Below are 17,873 nucleotides of genomic sequence, written 5' to 3'. Positions count from 1 at the left end.
GAGCCCTCCATCGCCGCGGAGCGCGCCGCCTCCACGTCGGGCGCACTGTCGGCCACCAGCGACGCTGACAAGGCCGCGCGCATCCACGACTTCATCGTGAGCACCGCCGAGTACGACTACGCCGCCTACGAGACCATGGGCGCCGAGGGCACGGTCACGCCCCGCGTCCAGCAGAGCCAGGAGGCCTACGGGATCCTCGTCGCCGGCACGGCGGTCTGCAACGGGTACGCGCACGCATTCCAGGCGATCGCCCAGAAGGCCGGGCTCGAGACCGTGGTGGTCAACGGCACGGTGTCGCAGGGCATGACCATCGGTCACCACGCGTGGAACCAGGTGCAGGTCGACGGCGAGTGGCTCGTGGTGGACGCGACGTGGGACGACCCGGGCGGCGACGCCGGCACGCGGACCGACTACCTGCTGATCGACCCCGCCTCTCCCCTGCTCGAGACGCGCTTCACGGGCTACGACTGGATCGTCGACTTCAACCGCGACAACTTCGGGGTGTAGCGCGGGGCCTCTCCGCTCGCCTCGCCGCGCATCGCGTGCGCGAGCATGATGGGACGCGACAGCCCCACCCGGAGGAGTCACGCCATGGCCAAGTACCTGATCTCGTTCCCCGCCCCCGCGATGCGGGTGACACCGGAGGAGTTGCCGGCCGTTGCTGACGCCGCGCACGCGGTCGTGGAGCAGGCGCGCGAGGCCGGCGTGTGGGTGTTCGGCGGCGGCATCGACTCGGAGGTGCCTCCCGTGAAGGTCGCTGCGGACGGCACGGCCACGCCAGGCACGTACCCGCAGACCAGCGAGCTCGACGGCGGCTTCACCGTGCTCGAGGTGCCTTCGCGCGAGGAGGCCCAGAAGTGGGCGGCCAAGTTCGCCGAGGCATGCCGATGCGCGCAGGAGTTGCGCGCGTTCGCCTACGACCCGGCGAGTTGAGCCTTTACAGGCGCGTCAGGCCGCCCAACTCGCCACGGGGGTCGACAGGAAGTCCTCGAGCGGGATCCCATCAGCCCCGACGAGGAGCGGCCGTGCTGGGCCGTGAGCCTGAATGAACGCGTCGACACCGGGCAGGCTCGCGCGGCGCTCTCCACTCTTCACCTCGATCGCCAGGACCGTGCCGCGAACGTTGACAACAAAGTCGACCTCGCGATTGCGGTCGCGCCAGTACTCCACGGTGCAGTCTCCTGCTGCCGCAGCGTTCACCAGGTGCGCGCCGACTGCGGACTCCACCTGCCGGCCCCACTGGGTGCTGCCGGGCTCGACAACAGCGCGGTGCGCGGCGCTGGCGGTTGCGGTGATGAGCGCTGTGTTGAAGACCTGGAGCTTGGGAATCGACCCGCGGGCGCGCACCCGCGAGCCTGAGTGCTTCTGCAGGCCACGAGCCATGCCCGCGCCCTCGAGAAGGTGCAGGTAGTGTGCGAGCGTGGTCGTGTTGCCAGCGTCCTGGAGCTGGCCGAGCATCTTGGTGTAGCTCAGAATCTCGCCCGAGTAGTCGCACGCCAGCCCGAACAGCTGACGGAGAAGCGCAGGCTTGTCAACGCGATTGTTGAGCAGCACGTCCCGGGCGATCGTGGTCTCGACAAGCGAGTCGAGGATGTACCGCGTCCAGCGATCGGAGTCCCCGACCAAGGGAGCGGCGCCAGGGTAGCCGCCAAACATGACGTAGTCCTCGAGGCCGAACTCGAAGGCATCGCGCATCTCGGCGTATGACCAGTGCGGGACGTGGATGGCCTCGAAGCGCCCCGCGAGGGACTCCGTGAGGCCATCCGCGATGAGGAGCGGCGCGGAGCCCAGGAGCACCACCTTGAGATCGAGACCCTTGCGGGTGTCCTCGTCCCACAGCTTCTTGACGGCCTCATCCCACGCGCGCACCTTCTGGACCTCGTCGATCACGAGGATCGCGACACCGGCTTCGCGTGCCCGGAGCCGTGCCACTTCCCACTGCTGCTGCAGCCAGGCTTCCGTCGACAGCGTGGGACCATCCGCACTGGCCATGTGCACCGGCGGGCCGATGCGGTCCATGACCTGACCGACCAAGGTGGTCTTACCGACCTGCCGCGGGCCGGTCACGGCTTGGATGAAGCGGCGCGGCTCGCTCAGTCGCGCTTCGAGGACAGTAGCCATCGAGCGCTCGTAGAGCGGAACCCTTTTACTCATCATGCTGAGTAATTTTACTCAGTACACTGAGTAATACAAGAGGGCCCGCGCATCAGCCGATGCGCGGGCCCCGTCCCGTAGGCGTGTGTCAGCGGCTGCGACGACCACCGCGACCCGACGAGAAGTCCGCAGCCGAGCGGTAGCCGCCGCCCTGGGACGACGCACCGCGAGACGAGCGGCTGCGGTTGCCGCCCTGGCTGCCCTGGCCCGGCTTCGATGAGCTGTGGCCGGCGTCGTTGCGGTGTCCGTTGGCCGAGCCACTGCGGCCCTGGCCACCGGAGCGCTGACCGCCCTGGGCGCCCGCGCCACGCGAGCGTCCACGCCCGCCACCGTTGCGGTTGCCGCCCTGGCCGCCACCGTTGCGGGTACGACCGCCGCCGTTGCCACGGCCCTGGCCTCCACCACCATTGCCACCGCGCTGCGGCTGCGACGCGGCCTTCTTGGCGGCCACGGCCGGGTCCACGTACTGCGCGACCTCACCCACGAGCGCGGTGACCTCGGGTGCGGAAGCCGTCACGCGCATCGGCTTGACGGTGATCTTGGCCTTGCGCAGAAGCTGGTCGGTGTCGCGCTTCTGCTCCGGGAGCACGAGCGTGACCACGTCGCCGGCCGAGCCCGCGCGAGCCGTGCGACCCGAGCGGTGCAGGTACGCCTTGTGCTCGGCGGGCGGGTCCACGTGGACCACGAGCTCGATGCCGTCGACGTGCACGCCGCGCGCGGCGACGTCCGTGGCGACCAGCACCTTCGCCTCACCCGAGGAGAATGCGGCAAGGTTGCGGTCGCGGGCGTTCTGCGACAGGTTGCCGTGCAGATCCACGGCGGGGATGCCGTCGTTGGTGAGCTGCTTGGCGAGGCGCTTGGCGTGGTGCTTAGTGCGCATGAACAGCACGCGCCTGCCCGTGCCCGATGCCAGAGCGCGAACCACGTCCTTCTTGGCCTCGGCGTCGGACAGGTGGAAGACGTGGTGCGTCATGGCCTCGACGGGGCTCTCGGCCGAATCAACGCTGTGCGTGGTGGGGTTGTCGAGGAAGCGCTTGACCAGCTTGTCCACGCCGTTGTCGAGCGTCGCCGAGAAGAGGAGGCGCTGGCCCTGGGTGGGCGTGGCGTTCATGATGCGGGTGACGCCGGGCAGGAAGCCCAGGTCCGCCATGTGGTCGGCCTCGTCGAGGACGGTGATCTCGACCTCGTCGAGGCTCACGATGCGCTGGCCCATGAGGTCCTCGAGGCGGCCCGGGCACGCGACGGCGATGTCGACGCCGCGGCGCATGGCGACCTCCTGGCGGTGCTGGCTCACGCCGCCGAAGATCGTGGTGGTCGTGAGGCCGTAGGCGGCGGCGAGCGGCGCGATGACGGCGTCGATCTGCGTCGCGAGCTCGCGGGTGGGGGCCAGGATCAGCGCGCGGGGGCGGCCGGGCTTGGCGCGGCCTCCCTTGGCGCCCAGGCGCGCGGCGATGGGCAGCGAGAACGCGAGGGTCTTGCCGGAGCCGGTCTTGCCGCGGCCCAGGACGTCGCGGCCGGCGAGCGTGTCGCCCAGCGTCGAGGCCTGGATGGGGAAGGCGGTGGTCTTGCCGTCGCGCTCGAGCACGTCGGTGAGCTTGGTGGGCACGCCGAGTTCGGCGAAGGTGTTCGTCATGCTTGTGGGTGAGCCTTTCGGGCTACGGGCCGATGCGCGCGCATTCTCTGCCTGCGCGCGTGAGTCTCCCTGTGTTGTCTTGGCAACCAGGGCACCGGCGATGGTGGCGAAGCGCGAAGGTGTCCGCGTTCGTTCGCCGAAGAGAGGATTTCTACGAGCCTGGCGCTGTGGCGTCCCTGTGTTTGGACTGTTGCGCTGGCGAGAAGTGGAAGCAATCTGCGACGCGTGTCAGCCAATGTTCTGGCTGGGCACGTATTTAAGGATACCAGGGATCACAGATCAACCGTGGCGAACTGCCGTTCGGGGCCCTGCCTCTCCTCCCAGGGCCTATCAGAGACGAGCGCTACTTTTGAGGTGGATCGGGCGTTGTGGATCACAAGGGGAGTGAGGTTCCAGAGTTGTCTACGAAAGCGGATGGCGAGGTTGCCGAATGTGCGCCCCAACGCGATCGATCAGTAGCGTTCCAAGTCGTAGCCGGCGAGGTACTGACCGGCGCGGGTCGCGAGCCAAGCCACTTCGCGTGGATAACGAATACGTGCTCGACCGCAAGCTGTCTGAACCCCGACCACATGCGGGTGCACGCTCCGCTGGCACTGGCGTACCCGAAGAACCTCTGCATCTACTGCGGCCGCAGCGGCTACACGGTCGATCACCTGCTGCCGCGCGGATGGTCTGGCGACACCGGGCGAAAGTACGTCGCGGTGGTTCCCGCGTGCGGTACATGCAACAGTTTGCTCTCGGACTCGCTTACGTGGAGTATCACGGAACGACGCGCGCTGTGCCACAAGCGACTACGTCGCAAGTTCGCGACGGTCCTCAACACGGTTGACCAGACGCCGGAGGAACTCGAAGAGTACGGGCTCTCGATGCGTTCGTACCTCTCCGACCAACTAGACAAGAAGCGCGCAGTCCTTGACATGCTTGCTTGGCCCGTGGACCCGACGTATGACTTGCGCGCCCTTGAACAGTCAGGAATCGACGATCCGTTCGCAGCGGGACTGCTCATTGACCCGGGCGATTTGGACAACGACCTACAGCAAGAAGTATCCGCTGGTGTAGCGGCAACTGTGACCTCGACGGGTCCGGACAGCCAGGCACAGACGCCACGGACCTCACGGCCCCAGGTAGTTTCGCCAGTAGACCTACGTCGAGCTCAGAAGTCGATCCTGCGCGCGCTCAGCAAGGGGCCCCTCAGCGAAGCCGAGTTGCGCACATTCCTACAAGAGACACCGGTGACGGTGCCCGCATACCTGCAGGCCCGAGATCTGCTCGTCATGCGCGGCACCGTGGTCTTGCGCGACGGCGCCGAAGGTTCTCTAGGTCAGTTCTCTCTATCGTCAGTCGACAGAACACGCACTGCGCAACGCAGATCAGCGTCTCCAAAGCACACACCACAATCGAACCGGGCGCCCCTCGAGCCGTCCAAGAGGGACGATGACGATGGCGAGCAGCGCAACGCCCCGACTACTGCGTCGCCACCTACCCGCGTCAAGCCTCAATCTCCACTGAGCCCGGCCCGATCGTCCGCAGGTCCAGGCCATCGGCCGCACGCCGCGCGCCATCTTGTTCGGCTGGACATACAAGTCGCGCTGCGGAACGGGCCATTGCCCGAGGCGGAGCTGCGGTCAGCCGTCACGCGCTACGCGGATTCGCGGACCTACGTCGAAGAGCGTGATGCGATGGTCGCATCGGGTGCCATAGTTGCCCGGACGAGAAACGGGACATCTGACCTTGTGTACGCGACTCCCAAGACGATGCCGGCGAAGACTGCAAGCACGCAGCGTCTAGGCACCGGCACGGACGCCCCGGGCACGATAACGGAGGGCAACCTGTCCGCGCACAATTGGGGAGCGAGTTGGGTCGTCACAACCAAAGACGGACGCACAGAGCTTGCGCGGATAATGCCGACCCACGGCAGATGGAAAGTCGAAGTCCCCGCGGATACCGTGGTTCCACCCCGCGGACCTTTCGCAACCGTCCGAGCAGCACTGGTCGCGCTCGCAAATCTCCTAGACACTAACGGCGCGTCCGGGACTGCAGAAGCTTGAGGTGGTGCCGGAAGCGCGCAAAGGTCCTGTCGCCGGGACGGGCTCCGACAAACACCAACGCCTCGCCCCGTCGTTCCGCCTGGGAGTCATCGCGCGATCTCGGCCAGAGGGGCTCACTCGTGCGGCGTCGGAGCCGAGCCTCGCTAAGCGCTAGGTTTGGCTCGTGAGTTCTACGGCAATCTCAAGGTCAGGCAGATCGCGGGAAGACGTCGGCGCACCGCGCGCTGAGGCCGAACTCACTTGCGCGGTCGTGGATCAGATTGGCGACTTGTATCGCCCAGGCCTCGGGCGAAGCTTGTTCGTCGTTCCCGAGGCCGCGCTCGGCCAAGGCAGACCGGACTTGGTAGTCTTGTGCGCCTCTCCAAGTGCGATGCGGGCGATCGCACGTTCGAGTTTGCGACTGCCATCGTTCGTAGCTGCGCGTGCAATGGACCCGAACGTGCCAGTTGACCGGCATTCGGTCACACCGAAACACGTCGCGCTCTTAAGGAGATCGCTTGAGTCCCAAGGGTGGTCGGCTTCGTGGCTAGACCGTTGGTCGCGCAGCCTCTATTGGTCGACGACAATCGAAGTCAAAGTTCGCGACTGGAGTCGAGGCGTTGCACAAGCAAGTCGCTACGGTCGTTTCGCTCACACCACCGATCTCGTAATCCGCGAGCGCGGCCTCACGGCCACGGCGGAGTCGGTGATCCGCAAGCGAGGTGTCGGACTCGTTGTTGAGACTGAGAACGGATTGGTCCGGCGGGCCCCCAGCGCCGCTCGCCACCCGGGACGATCCGAAAAGGCTTGGCTCGTTGAACTCCTACTTCGCAGTATCGAAGTCGGCGACGCCTACACGCCTTCGGCAGACCTAAAGGAACTGAGCGCGCTCCTCAGCGCATCGACACGACCCAGATACGGTTCACCCGTGAAGTAGCCCTCGGCGTTCAAGGCCCCGATCGATGCGGATGCTGCGTCAAGTGAGGTCTCGACGACGAGGAGCTTCTCATCAACGCCGTCTGCTCCATCAACAATTGCAACACGATCGGCGAGAACGCGAAGGTGTGCCAGTTGAGCTGTTGGCCGGTCTAGTTCAAAGCCCGACTCCGCAAAGGCGGCAAGTTCCCTCTCCGAGAAGGCCATATCCGCCAAGTCAGATTCAAACACCGGTTCGGCATCGGCTTGGGCCCGTACGGGCGACCACAGCCGTTCCATGTTCACCCTCGATACTGGGGGCGCACCTCCGTCTTGGATTACCTTCCAGCGCTCTGGACACAACTGACGAAGTGAGTAGCTCCATCCGGATGCCATGGCACTCGCACCGCATGCAAGGCCAAGTACGCCCTCGTAGTCTGCATAGCCGAGCACGACGTCGAAGTCTGCGACTTCGGCGAGCACGTAGATCAGGCGCAAGTAGTTCGCGAGGTGAACGGGCTCCCACGCTGCGGGCGGGTATGCCGAACTCGACTTTGTGACAATGAGGTAGAAGCCCGAGACTTCGAGGGTCGTGGCTTCAGTAAGCCACCTCTCAATCGCGCTCCAATCGGCGAACGCGTGTTGGTCGATCACCAAAGACGCATAGACACTCCCCTCGGGCCAAGCACCGCTGGCGGTTCGCGCGTATTGAAGAGCGAGAGGTGTCATCTCGTCGACGAACAGGTTCTGTAGCGGCGCAGGCGCGACCCACCGTGTCGCCCCGAGATCGGCGTTCAGTTGACCGACGGCATCTACAAGCCTCGACACAGCGCCGGCGTCTTGCGCCCATGAGACTCGTGACGTTGGAAGTCCGTTGTCAGCATGGCAACGCCCGGAACCCTGTGGCTCGGTTGAGTACATGTAGGTCTGCGGGTCGACGAGAAGAGTGAGGGAGTCGGTCAAGGCGTCTTTCGCCGTCTGCCTGAGCGTCTGGGGACTCTCATCCTTGGGGCTCAACACCACCCCGTCGACGGCCATGTGCCGAGCGAGCTGCTCCAACTTGTCAGACTTGCCATAGCCGTGCTGCACAAAGAGCGTCATGACGCCTCCTCCAATGCGCGAATAGCCAACGGTATGCTCCGGAAACGCCGGTACTGGTCGAATTCAAGCAACTTGACGACAACTGCCTTCAACCGAACCGAGACCCCCGCCAGTCGAGTGTCATCAGCGCTGAAGTCGCGGATCGCCTGCAGGTATTCATCGAGTTGTATGCCCGGACGGAGAAACGGATGGCTTCCCGTCAGCATCTCGAACGCAACGATCCCGGCCGCAAACATGTCAGTTCGAGCATCGAACTTGGCGTCCCGACGGAGGGCGAACTGCTCTGGAGCCGCGTACTGAGGCGTCTTCGGTGAAGACATTCCCGTATCAGTAACCGGCGAGAGGTTTCCGTGCATCGCAATGCCCAAGTCGATTAGGACAGCCCGACCGTCGCCGTCGAACATCACGTTCTCCGGTTTGATATCGCGGTGCACTATCTCGTCGTGCGCCCATAGGGCCCCGATACCCGACAGAATCCCTGAGAGCACAGAAATGACGGCAAACTCGTCGAACGTTTCGCGGGACAGGCGCTCTCGCAGCGAACCGCCCTGGCATGGGACCTCGGTATACGCGAGATAGGTGTGATCCCCAATCTGCACGATGAAGGGTGGCCGGAGCACCTTCACGACGTGAGGGCTCGAGATCGCGGCCAACGCCGCGATCTCACGGGAAACGCGATCGGGAATGTCGATATCTGCGAGAACGCTCGCTCCGGGTGGGATCGCGTAGCGATAGAGAATCTTGAGGACTTCTTGCGGCGCGCCATCAACCCAGTACGCGATCTTGAAGGCACCGACACCAATCGCAGGTACTTCGACTTCGCCGTCGAAGGCGCTGAGGACGTCCGCGTCGCTGAAAGCGGGCTCTTCAAACTCGGGCACTAGTTTTCCCCCTCGTGCCAACGGACACTAGCACGCGACGATCTCGTCGCCTCAGAGCTAGATCACACTGTCCGACGAGCCGGGCGGTGGACCATGGGTTGTGCCACCAAGCTCACCTGAGCACCGCCCCGAACTCACGCTCCGCAGCCCCGATGATCGCCTCGCGCACCGCGAGGACCTCGTCCGCAGACAAGGTGTGGTCGGCAGCGCGCATCACGACGTTCACCGCCAGCGACTTCTTGCCCTCGCCCACCTGCTCGCCCGTGTAGACGTCGAAGACGCGCGCGTCCTGGACCACGGCGCCGCCTGCATTGCGGATCGCGCGCACCAGGTCGCCTGCCGCGACATCAGAAGACACGACAAACGCGAAGTCCTCCTTCGCGAGCACCTGCTGCGACACCGGCTCGGCCGCGAGGATCTGCCCGTCCGTGGACGCGATCAGCTCATCGAGCACGACCTCGAACGCCACCGTCCGCGCAGGCAGGCCCAAACGCTCGCACACCTTCGGGTGCAGCTCGCCCGCGTGGGCGACGAACTCGCCCGACTCCAGCCAGTACGTCGCTCCCCTGCCCGGGTGCCACGGCATGCGCGAGCCCTGCGTGATCACCACGTCGCCTCCTGCAGCGGCAACCACGCGGTCCACGGCAGCCAGCGCATCGGCCCAATCCCAGGCCGTCGCGTGACCGTTCCAGCCAGCCCTCACCCGGTTGCCCGCCATGATGCCCGCCACGCGGCGAGGCTGGCCCGGCAGTGCCTCGTTGAGAGCCTCGATCTCCGCCGGCGAGATGCCGCCGTCCGTGCTGTCCACCGTGGGAAGCTCTCCGATGTGCTTGGCCTGGTACGCCCGGCCCAGCTCGTAGACCGCGACATCCTGCTCGCCGCGGCCCAGGTTGACGCGCACCGCGTCCACCAGCGTCGCGAGCATGGTCGTGCGCATCAGCGGCTGCTCCGCGCTCAGCGGATTGGCCAGGCGCACCACGTCGCGACGCGCGTCCACGTCCGGCACGCCCAGCTCGTCCAGCCGGGTCTCCGACATGAACGGATACGTCAGCACCTCCGTGAGACCTGATTCGGCGAGGGTGCGCGCCACACCGCGGCGCACCCGCTGCGAGTGCGTCAGGCCGCGCCCGGGAGGCGCTACGGGAAGCACTGACGGCAGGTCGTCGTAGCCCTCGAGACGCGCGACCTCCTCGACCAGGTTCACCGGCTCGGTCATGTCCGGGCGCCACGTGGGCGGGGTGACCAGCAGCGACTCCGCGTCCCGGTCCACCTCACAGCCCACCAGTTCGAGCGCCGCCACGACCTCCTCGGGCGTGTACTCGACGCCCACGATCTGGCTGGGGAAGCCCACGTCCATCGCGATCTGCTGGGGCGGCACGGTGTTGTCGATGTCGAGCCAGTAGTCGTCCAGCTCTCCCCCGCCGAACTCCTGCATCAGCCGCAGCGCACGCTCGATCGCCACCGCTGACAGCGCCGTGTCCACGCCGCGCTCATAGCGCCGCGACGCCTCCGAGCCCAGCCGGTGACGGCGCGACGTGCGCGCGATCGTGATGGGGTCCCAGTGCGCCGCCTCAAGCAGCACGTCCTCGGTGGCCGCAGACACCTCGGTCTCCGCACCGCCCATGACGCCGCCCATGCCGATGGGACGCGCACCGCGCCCGCCGGCCGAGTCCGTCACCAGCAGGTCCTCAGTGCTGAGGATCCGGTCTACGTCATCGAGGGTCTTCAGCACTTCGCCCTTGACCGCGCGGCGCACCACGATGGGCTCCACGACCTTGTCGAGGTCGTAGGCGTGCAGCGGGTGTCCCAGCTCGAGCATCACGTAGTTGGTGACGTCCACGGCCAGCGAGATGGGGCGCATGCCGGCCTGGTCCAGCCGGCGCTTCATCCACGACGGCGACTCCGCGGCCGGGTTGAAGCCGCGCAGCACCCTCGCGGCGAAGCGGTCGCAGCCCACGTTGCCGCGGATGGGGGCGCCATCCTCGATGAAGACCTCGAACACGCCCTCAGCGAGCGGATCCGCGGTCCGAGCACCCGTGACCTCGATCGCGGCGGGGTCGCGGAACTCCTGCCCCGTCGCGTGGCCGTACTCGCGCGCGACGCCGCGCACGGAGAAGCTGTAGCCGCGGTCCGGGGTGACGTTGATCTCCAGCGTCTCCTCGTCGAGGCCCAGCAAGGCGATGGCCGATGCGCCGGGCACCAGATCGCTCTCGCTCACCAGGCCGGGGAAGGTCACCTGGGAGGCCCCCGAGGGCGAGGCGAGCACGATGATGCCGTCGTGGTCCTCGCCCAGACCCAGCTCCTTGGAGGAGCAGATCATGCCGTCCGACCAGTGGCCGTACGTCTTGCGGCCGCCTATCTGGAAGTTCCCGGGCAGCACGCCGCCGGGCAGGATGCAGACCACCCAGTCGCCCTCGGCGAAGTTGTGCGCGCCGCACACGATGCCCTTGGAGGGTGGGAACATCTGCTTGTTGTCGGGCTTGTGGCCCGGGACGAGGCTGGCGGGGTCCCCGTCTGCAATGTCATTGTGCTCGCCCACGTCGACGCGGCAGTAGTTGATGGTCTTGCCGTTGGAGGCGGTCTCCTTGACCTGGCTGATGACGCGGCCGACGACCAAGGGCCCGGTGACGCCACCGCCCTCGATGCCCTCCTCCTCGAGGCCGACCTTCGCGAGCGCGGCAGCGACGTCGACGGCGGTGTGGCCGTCGACCAGATCCACTGACTCCGCGAGCCACTGAAGCGGAACCTTGGGCATTACAACTCCATCCCGAACTGCTGGGAGAAGTGAACGTCTCCCTCGACCATGTCACGCATGTCCTTCACACCGTGGCGGAACATCAGGGTCCGCTCGATGCCCATGCCGAACGCGAACGCGGTGTACTTCTCCGGGTCGATGCCGGCGGCGCGCAGCACGTTCGGATGCGTCATGCCGCACCCGCCCCACTCGATCCAGCCGGTGCCCGAGCACGTGCGGCACCCGGTGTCCTCGCCGTTGCAGACGAAGCAGCGCAGATCCATCTCCGCGCTGGGCTCGGTGAAGGGGAAGAAGCTGGGGCGCAGGCGCGTCACCGCATCGGGCCCAAAGAGGCTGCGCGCGAACGCGTCGAGCGTGCCCTTGAGGTGGGCCATCGTGAGGCCCTTGTCCACCGCGAGGCCCTCGATCTGGTGGAACACGGGCGTGTGCGTCGCGTCCAACTCATCGGTGCGGAACGTCTTTCCCGGGCACACGACGTAGATGCCGCGGCCTTCGTTCTCCATTGCGTCGCGGCGCTCGAGCGCGGCGCGCACCTGTACCGGCGAGGTGTGGGTGCGCAGCAGCAGGCCGGACGTGGGCGGCTGGATGAAGAACGTGTCCTGCATCTCGCGCGCGGGGTGGTCGGGGTCGAAGTTCAGGGCGTCGAAGTTGAACCACTCCGCCTCCATTTCGGGCCCCTCGGCGACCTCCCAGCCCATCGCGACGAATGTGTCGCACATGCGCTCCTGCATGGTCTCCAGCGGGTGGCGGGCGCCTTGCACGTGGCGGTTCACGGGCAGCGTGACGTCGACGGTCTCCTCGATGAGGACGCGCTCGTCGCGCTCGGCCTCGAGAACCTCCTGGCGGGCGGCGATCGCCTGGTTGAGTGTCGCGCGGGCCTTGCCCATGTTCTTGCCGGCCGTGGCCTTGTCGGACGGCTCCAGGCCGCCGATCTGCCGGTTCGCCAGCGTCAGCGGCGCCTTGTCGCCGGTGTGGGCGAGCCGCGCCTCCTTGAGCTCATCGAGAGTGGTCGCGAGCGTGATGTCAGCGAGCGCATCGGCCACAGCCGCGTCGACGGCGTCGCCGTCGAGAGGTGACAGGTCAGTCATGAAAGCCAATCCAGGGGTTGGGGGTCCGTCGGGAAGTCTACCGGCGCGTTCCGGCGGTGCATTCTGGTGCGCCTGGCGCCTTAGGCGAGCGATTCGGGCCCATTTCGCTCGTCCAAGGGCTTAGGTGAGCGCGGATCGACCGCGGGGCGGCCCAGGGGTTCTCCCTGGGCCTAGATAAACAGCGAAGGTGCGGGGCTGCGAAGAGCTCCCGACTCCCGGCGCACGGCGATGCGGGGCTCGGTGGCCGTCCAGCGCTCGCTCGTGCTCATGCGCCCAGCCTAGCGGCCCTGCCATCGAAACGATTGCGCTGGGTAGGTTGGCCGCCATGATCGAGATCGCGCGCACCGAGGCCGTGTCCTCCGTCGCGCCCGAGCTGTTCTACGAACGCTGGGCGGACATCAACACCCACACCGACTGGGCCACCACCATGGAGATGACCCGGCTGGAGGAGCCGTTCGGCGTGGGCGCGCGCGGGTGGCTCCAGGCCAAGGGCGGCGAGGTGTCACCCTTCGTGATCACCGAGGTGGTGCGCGGCCGGGTGTTCGCGGACGACACCCTGCTGGACCGCGCCCGCCTGCGCATCCGGCACGAGGCCCAGCCGCTGCACGACCCCGAGAACCCGGGCGGATGCCGGGTCATCGTCACCGGGCTGGTCGACGGCCCGCGCTGCGACGAGTACGCGACCGCGATCGCCGACGCCGTGCAGGCGAGCATCGAGGAGAACCTGGCGTCGCTGAAGCGACAGCTTGAGGGCTGAGCCTTCTCCTCCCCGCGCCAGCGGTCCGCGCGCAGGCTAGCGTGGACAGATGATCGAGGTCGGCAGCGTGATTCACACCTCCACGGCACCGCCGGAGGCCTTCTTCGAGCGCTGGATCGATCTGCCCACCCATCCCGAGTGGGCGGCGAGCATGGAGTGGTTCGACATCGAGACGCCCGTGGCGCTCGGGTCGCGCGGCACGTCGAAGCCCCGCGGCGGCGAGCCCGCCCCCCTCGAGGTCACGGCGTACGAGCGTCCGTTCGTGTACGCGGACACCACCACCCTGGACGGTGACGGCGAGGACGCCACCACGCTCACTGTGCATCACGAGGCTCGCCCGGCCGCGGCCGGCACACGCGTCGAGATCCGAGCGTGGCTCGAGGGACCGCGCGCCCGCGATCTGGAGATGGAGCTGCGCGCCGTGCTGGAGCGCGCGCTGCCTGCGGACCTCGCGGGGCTCGTGGCGCTGGTCGAGGAGCGCGGCGTGGGTGAGGACGAGTCAGACTCCCTCGAACCCAATCGAGCGGGCACCCACGCGCACCGCCTGCCGCCGCTCGATCTGCCCCAGGCGGAACCGCCCGCGGACGGCTAGGTGGCAGTCAGGAGACGCCCACGCCCGCCGGCGCGGCGTACGTGGTGCCCTTGAGGTCGCGCCGCCCGTCGACCAGGGCGGCATCCGCAGCGCTGAGCAGATCCGTGATGCGGAAGGTGCCGGCGGTGTCCGTCGACGCGAAGCCCGCAGACACTCCCACGAGCGACGCGTCCGGCGCCACCGCACGGATGTCCCGCTCGGTCTCGGCCCGCAGCTGCTCAACTGCTTCGCCCACGTCCCCGCCGTCGATCCAGCGCACCACGGCGAACTCGTCGCCGCCCAGGCGTCCCACCAGATCGCGCGAGCCGGAGTGCAGCGTCAGCGCGTTGGCGGCGGCGCGCAGCACGATGTCGCCGGCCTCGTGGCCCACCTCGTCGTTGACGGACTTGAAGTTGTCCAGGTCGATCACGATCACCGCAACGGTCGCGTGACGGCGCTGCGCGGCATCGAGCATGCCGCGCCCACGCGAGGACAGCTCGTGCCGGTTCGCGAGCCCCGTCAGCGGGTCGGTGCGGGCGCGCAACGCCAGGTCCGACAGCGCCCGCCGCATCCGCCACATCACCACGGCGGCGGCGACCACGACCAGCGCCACCACAACGCCATAGATGGCGATGGTGCGCGGGAAGTCCGCGACCGCGGGGACGATCTGCGAAGGACTGACCTCCACGTGCACCGTCCATGCCGGCGTTCCCGCCTGGTTCACGTCCGCGATGGGCCGTTCGAACACGACGGTGTCGCCGGCAGCGCCCGCGTCCCCGCCGTCGACCGGCTCGAGCACCGTGGTGAGGTCCGGCACCAGGCCGTCGGGACCGGCGATGACCGTGCCGTCGGCCGCGATCAGCCACGCTGTCGCCACCGCGTCGTCTCCGCCATCCGCCAGGGAGTCGTTGAGCGCGTTGGGGCTGAGGCCCACGCCCACGACCACGTCGCCGGCCTCGGACGCGCGCACCGTGATCGCGACGGCCTCACCCTGACCGCCGTCGGGCGCCTCGATGAAGGCCCAGGACACCGCCTCGCCGGGCGCCTGCGCATCGGCGATCCAGGTCAGGTCGCGTTGGCGCGGCGGCTGCAGCGGCGCGTCGACCTCCTGAAGCTCGTCGTCGATCACCACCTGCTCGCGCGCATCGGCCGTGCCCCAGGACAACTGGAAGCGCAGCTGCTCGTCGCGCGGCCCGCTGAGCCGCTGAAGCCTCACCACCTCGCCGTCCACCGCGACGGTGACGGACGTGAACGGCGGGTGCGCGACCATGTAGTCCACGAAGTCGCTGGCGAGCGCCACCGGGTCATCGACGCCGGCGTCGCCCCGCGCGACGCCGTCCGCGACCGTGATCGCCGTCGAGGTCGCCGGTCGTGCGAGCGTGGTCCCCCGCTGCGCGTAGGAGTCCGCGACCACGTGGGCGATGTCGAGCGAGGCCTCCTTCGAGTCGCTGCTCGCGGAGACGGCCAGGAACGCCGCGCCGATGATCTGCACCGCGAGGACCGCGGCCACCACGGCCACCACCACGGGCATGGGATTGGTGTCGCGGCGGCGTCGCTCCGAGGTCAGCATGGGTGAAGGGCCGCGCGTCAGAACAGCTGGTAGAGAACGAACACGATCAGCCCGCCCGCGATCGTGTTCACGACCGGCAGGGCCAGGCGCACGCGCTGCGGCAGGAGCGGGTTCTTCACGGCCATGACGTTCATGAAGAACAAGACCAGGGCGATCACCGCAGGCAGGAACCCGAACACGATCAGCACGAGCGGAAGGAACATGACGACCTTCTCCGCCGTGCTCGCGTGCGCGCCCATGCGGAAGATCTCCTGGCCGTCGAGCAGGAGCCGCTGGAATCCTGGCAGGAGTCCGCGCGACTCGAGCTTGGAGGTGGTGCCGTTGCGCATCGGGATGGGCCAGCCACCCTTGCGGCGCTTGGCCACCTCACCATCGATCAGCACCTTGTAGAAGATGCGCTCGGCACCCTGGAGCGTGACCTTGCCACGTGCGCCGGGGATCTCGAGCGGAACGGTGTTGCCCGCAGTGTCAGCCAATGTGTTGCCCTCTCAGTTCACGCGGAAGGCTAGCAGGGCTTGGCGCCCGCACGGCCGATGCGTGAGTTTTCCCACGCGCCGGACTCACCCGCCGTACACCTCGCCCTTGGCTCGCGCCTTGCCCTCCACGAGCGCGACGTCGGCGCGCTGCATCAGTGCATCAAGCGGCTCGCCGCGTTCTGCCGTCGCGAATCCAGCGGTGACGCCCACGCCCTCGCCGCCCAGCACCCGGGTGTGGAGCGCGCGCTCGACCTGGTCGCGCATGCGACCGACGATCTCTCGGGTGTCGTCCTGCGGGCGCTGGACCTGGATCACCACGAACTCGTCTCCGCCGGTGCGGGCGGCGAGGTCGCCCGCCCTGATGTTCTCCCGCAGCGCCAGCGCGACGGTCTCGAGGGCGTAGTCGCCCGCGTTGTGCCCGTAGCGGTCGTTGAGGCGCTTGAAGTTGTCGAGATCGAGCACCACTGCGACCACCGTGTCGCCACGCTTCGCGGCGTGATCGACCAGCGCGCTGCCCCGGCGCAGCAGCTCGTGGCGGTTGGCGAGGCCCGTGAGCTGATCCGTGGCGGCCCTGTCGCGCATCGCCCGCAGCGGCCGCCACACCCGCAGCGCGACCACGAGCGCACCCAGGGCGATCACGAGCGAGAAGACGGTGATGGCGACCACCACGCCCGTGAGCCGGTCGAGCCCCGGTGACAGCTGGGACTCCTCCGCCTCGAAGTGCAGGATCCAGTCCAGGTGCTCCTCAGGATCGAGCGCCCTGTTGAGGATGATGGTCGAGCCCTCGACCTCGAACTCGTCCACGCCGTACGCGGGCGGCGGCTCGGGCATGGTGATGCCCAGCTCCGTCGCCGTGGGCACCTCTCCCGCCTCGCGCGCCTCGGTGACGGCATCCGTGGTTCCGCCGGCCGGCGTGGCGATGACCAGGCCCTCCGGTGACAGGAGGTAGGCCACCGCGCCCTCGCCGATGGGCAGGTCCGCGAGCAGCAGGCCCAGGCTGTCGGTCTCGAGGTCCGCCCCGGCGACGCCGATCAGGCCCTGCCCCGAGCGCGCCGCCCGGGTCGCGGACACCAGCGTGGAGGCGCCGTCGAACTGGGCGTACGGATCCGTCCACTGGATGCCCGTTCCGGACAGTCCGGCCTGGTACCAGGGGCGGGTGCGCGGGTCGTAGCCGGCGTCGATGGGCCGCGAGCCCAGCGGCGTGAACGTCGCGTCGTAGTCCGTGGTGGTGCCGGGGTCGCCGGCCTCCGGATCCCCCACCTGGACGTCGAAGCCCGAACCGTCCCGGCGCACCACCACGAACGACCCGTCCGCGCGCCCCACGTAGACCGCGCGCACCGTGGGCTCGCGCTCGAGCCTGAGGTACATGGACTCGACGAGATCCTCGTCGGAGATGTCGGGGTCGCGCTCGAGCTGGTCCGCGGTGCCGGTCGCGGCGTCGCGAGCGGACTCGGCGTAGCGCTCGACCCGTTCCGCAGTGAGGTCGCCCACGTAGCTGTAGGTGTCGAGCGCAGCCGCCTGCGACAGCCGGGTCGCGGCGATCACGCCGACCACCGTGGTGACCATCTGCAGCACGAGGATGCCGGCGACCATCCCCGCGGCGATCAGGAACCCGCGAGAGCGAGCCAACCGGCGGACGCGCGCGACGGACGGTGACATGTCACGAGCCTAGTTTTCGGCGTGCTTCTCGGCGCGGCCCGGATCAGCCGCGGTGCGCCTGCGCCGAGGCGTAGAGGCACACGGAGGCGGCCGTCGCGAGGTTGAGGCTCTCGGCGCGGCCGTAGATCGGGATGCGCACCACGAGGTCCGCGAGCGCGAGCTCGTCCTCGGTGAGGCCCCAGGCCTCGTTGCCGAACACCCACGCGGTGGCGCCGGCGAGATCGTCGGGGGCCGCGCCGGGCTCGCCCAGCAGGGCCTCGCCGGAGCCGCCGGCGGCCAGGACGGC

General features: G+C 68.1%; 14 protein-coding genes. 4 read left to right on the top strand and 10 right to left on the bottom strand.

Going from position 1 to position 17,873, the window contains the following annotated elements:
- Together QZ483_RS06835 and QZ483_RS06830 are read left to right on the top strand one after the other, a co-directional pair.
- Positions 1-507 (top strand): transglutaminase domain-containing protein (locus QZ483_RS06835; protein WP_297082287.1); only part of this gene is annotated, 507 nt, incomplete at its 5' end.
- Between the two features lie 84 nt (positions 508-591).
- Positions 592-933 (top strand): YciI family protein, encoded by a 342-nt coding sequence (locus QZ483_RS06830; RefSeq protein WP_297082285.1) that lies wholly within the window; start codon positions 592-594, stop codon positions 931-933.
- Positions 934-948: 15 nt separating this feature from the next.
- Here QZ483_RS06830 and QZ483_RS06825 read toward each other — a convergent pair whose 3' ends face one another.
- From QZ483_RS06825 to pheS, 6 genes are all read right to left on the bottom strand, one after another.
- Positions 949-2,121, bottom strand: a complete 1,173-nt coding sequence (locus QZ483_RS06825) for an ATP-binding protein (RefSeq protein ID WP_297082283.1) — start codon at positions 2,119-2,121, stop codon at positions 949-951.
- Between the two features lie 121 nt (positions 2,122-2,242).
- Positions 2,243-3,787 (bottom strand): DEAD/DEAH box helicase, encoded by a 1,545-nt coding sequence (locus tag QZ483_RS06820; protein ID WP_297082281.1) that lies wholly within the window; start codon positions 3,785-3,787, stop codon positions 2,243-2,245.
- Positions 3,788-6,666: 2,879 nt separating this feature from the next.
- A complete protein-coding gene (locus QZ483_RS06815; protein WP_297082279.1) occupies positions 6,667-7,830 on the bottom strand; it encodes a hypothetical protein in 1,164 nt (387 codons plus the stop codon).
- Positions 7,827-8,711 carry a serine/threonine-protein kinase gene (locus QZ483_RS06810; RefSeq protein ID WP_297082277.1) on the bottom strand — a complete coding sequence of 295 codons (885 nt, stop codon included), beginning with the start codon at positions 8,709-8,711 and terminating at the stop codon, positions 7,827-7,829. Before QZ483_RS06810 ends, QZ483_RS06815 begins: the two co-directional genes overlap by 4 nt.
- A gap of 112 nt (positions 8,712-8,823) precedes the next feature.
- Positions 8,824-11,466 (bottom strand): phenylalanine--tRNA ligase subunit beta, encoded by a 2,643-nt coding sequence (pheT, locus tag QZ483_RS06805; protein WP_297082275.1) that lies wholly within the window; start codon positions 11,464-11,466, stop codon positions 8,824-8,826.
- A complete protein-coding gene (gene pheS / locus QZ483_RS06800) occupies positions 11,466-12,554 on the bottom strand; it encodes a phenylalanine--tRNA ligase subunit alpha (protein ID WP_297082273.1) in 1,089 nt (362 codons plus the stop codon). Before pheS ends, pheT begins: the two co-directional genes overlap by 1 nt.
- A 325-nt stretch (positions 12,555-12,879) precedes the next feature.
- On the opposite strand from pheS, the gene QZ483_RS06795 reads away from it, so the two are divergent.
- Both QZ483_RS06795 and QZ483_RS06790 read left to right on the top strand, forming a co-directional pair.
- Positions 12,880-13,311 (top strand): hypothetical protein, encoded by a 432-nt coding sequence (locus QZ483_RS06795; protein WP_297082271.1) that lies wholly within the window; start codon positions 12,880-12,882, stop codon positions 13,309-13,311.
- Between the two features lie 49 nt (positions 13,312-13,360).
- The gene (locus QZ483_RS06790; RefSeq protein ID WP_297082268.1) at positions 13,361-13,903 is read left to right on the top strand and encodes an SRPBCC family protein; all 543 of its coding nucleotides are present in this window, start codon (positions 13,361-13,363) and stop codon (positions 13,901-13,903) included.
- Between the two features lie 7 nt (positions 13,904-13,910).
- Here the strand turns inward: QZ483_RS06790 and QZ483_RS06785 are convergent, their stop codons facing one another.
- From QZ483_RS06785 to QZ483_RS06770, 4 genes are all read right to left on the bottom strand, one after another.
- Positions 13,911-15,452: a diguanylate cyclase gene (locus QZ483_RS06785; protein ID WP_297082266.1), complete on the bottom strand. Its 1,542-nt coding sequence runs from the start codon at positions 15,450-15,452 to the stop codon at positions 13,911-13,913.
- A gap of 17 nt (positions 15,453-15,469) precedes the next feature.
- Positions 15,470-15,928 carry a hypothetical protein gene (locus QZ483_RS06780; protein ID WP_297082264.1) on the bottom strand — a complete coding sequence of 153 codons (459 nt, stop codon included), beginning with the start codon at positions 15,926-15,928 and terminating at the stop codon, positions 15,470-15,472.
- An 84-nt stretch (positions 15,929-16,012) separates the two neighbouring features.
- A complete protein-coding gene (locus QZ483_RS06775) occupies positions 16,013-17,587 on the bottom strand; it encodes a sensor domain-containing diguanylate cyclase (RefSeq protein WP_297082262.1) in 1,575 nt (524 codons plus the stop codon).
- A gap of 43 nt (positions 17,588-17,630) precedes the next feature.
- Positions 17,631-17,873: TrmH family RNA methyltransferase (locus tag QZ483_RS06770; RefSeq protein WP_297082260.1), on the bottom strand; the 243-nt coding region annotated here is incomplete at its 5' end.

The organism is uncultured Demequina sp. (assembly GCF_913055775.1).
Classification (GTDB): Bacteria; Actinomycetota; Actinomycetes; order Actinomycetales; family Demequinaceae; genus Demequina.
This window is presented reverse-complemented; position numbering and strand designations above follow the sequence as displayed.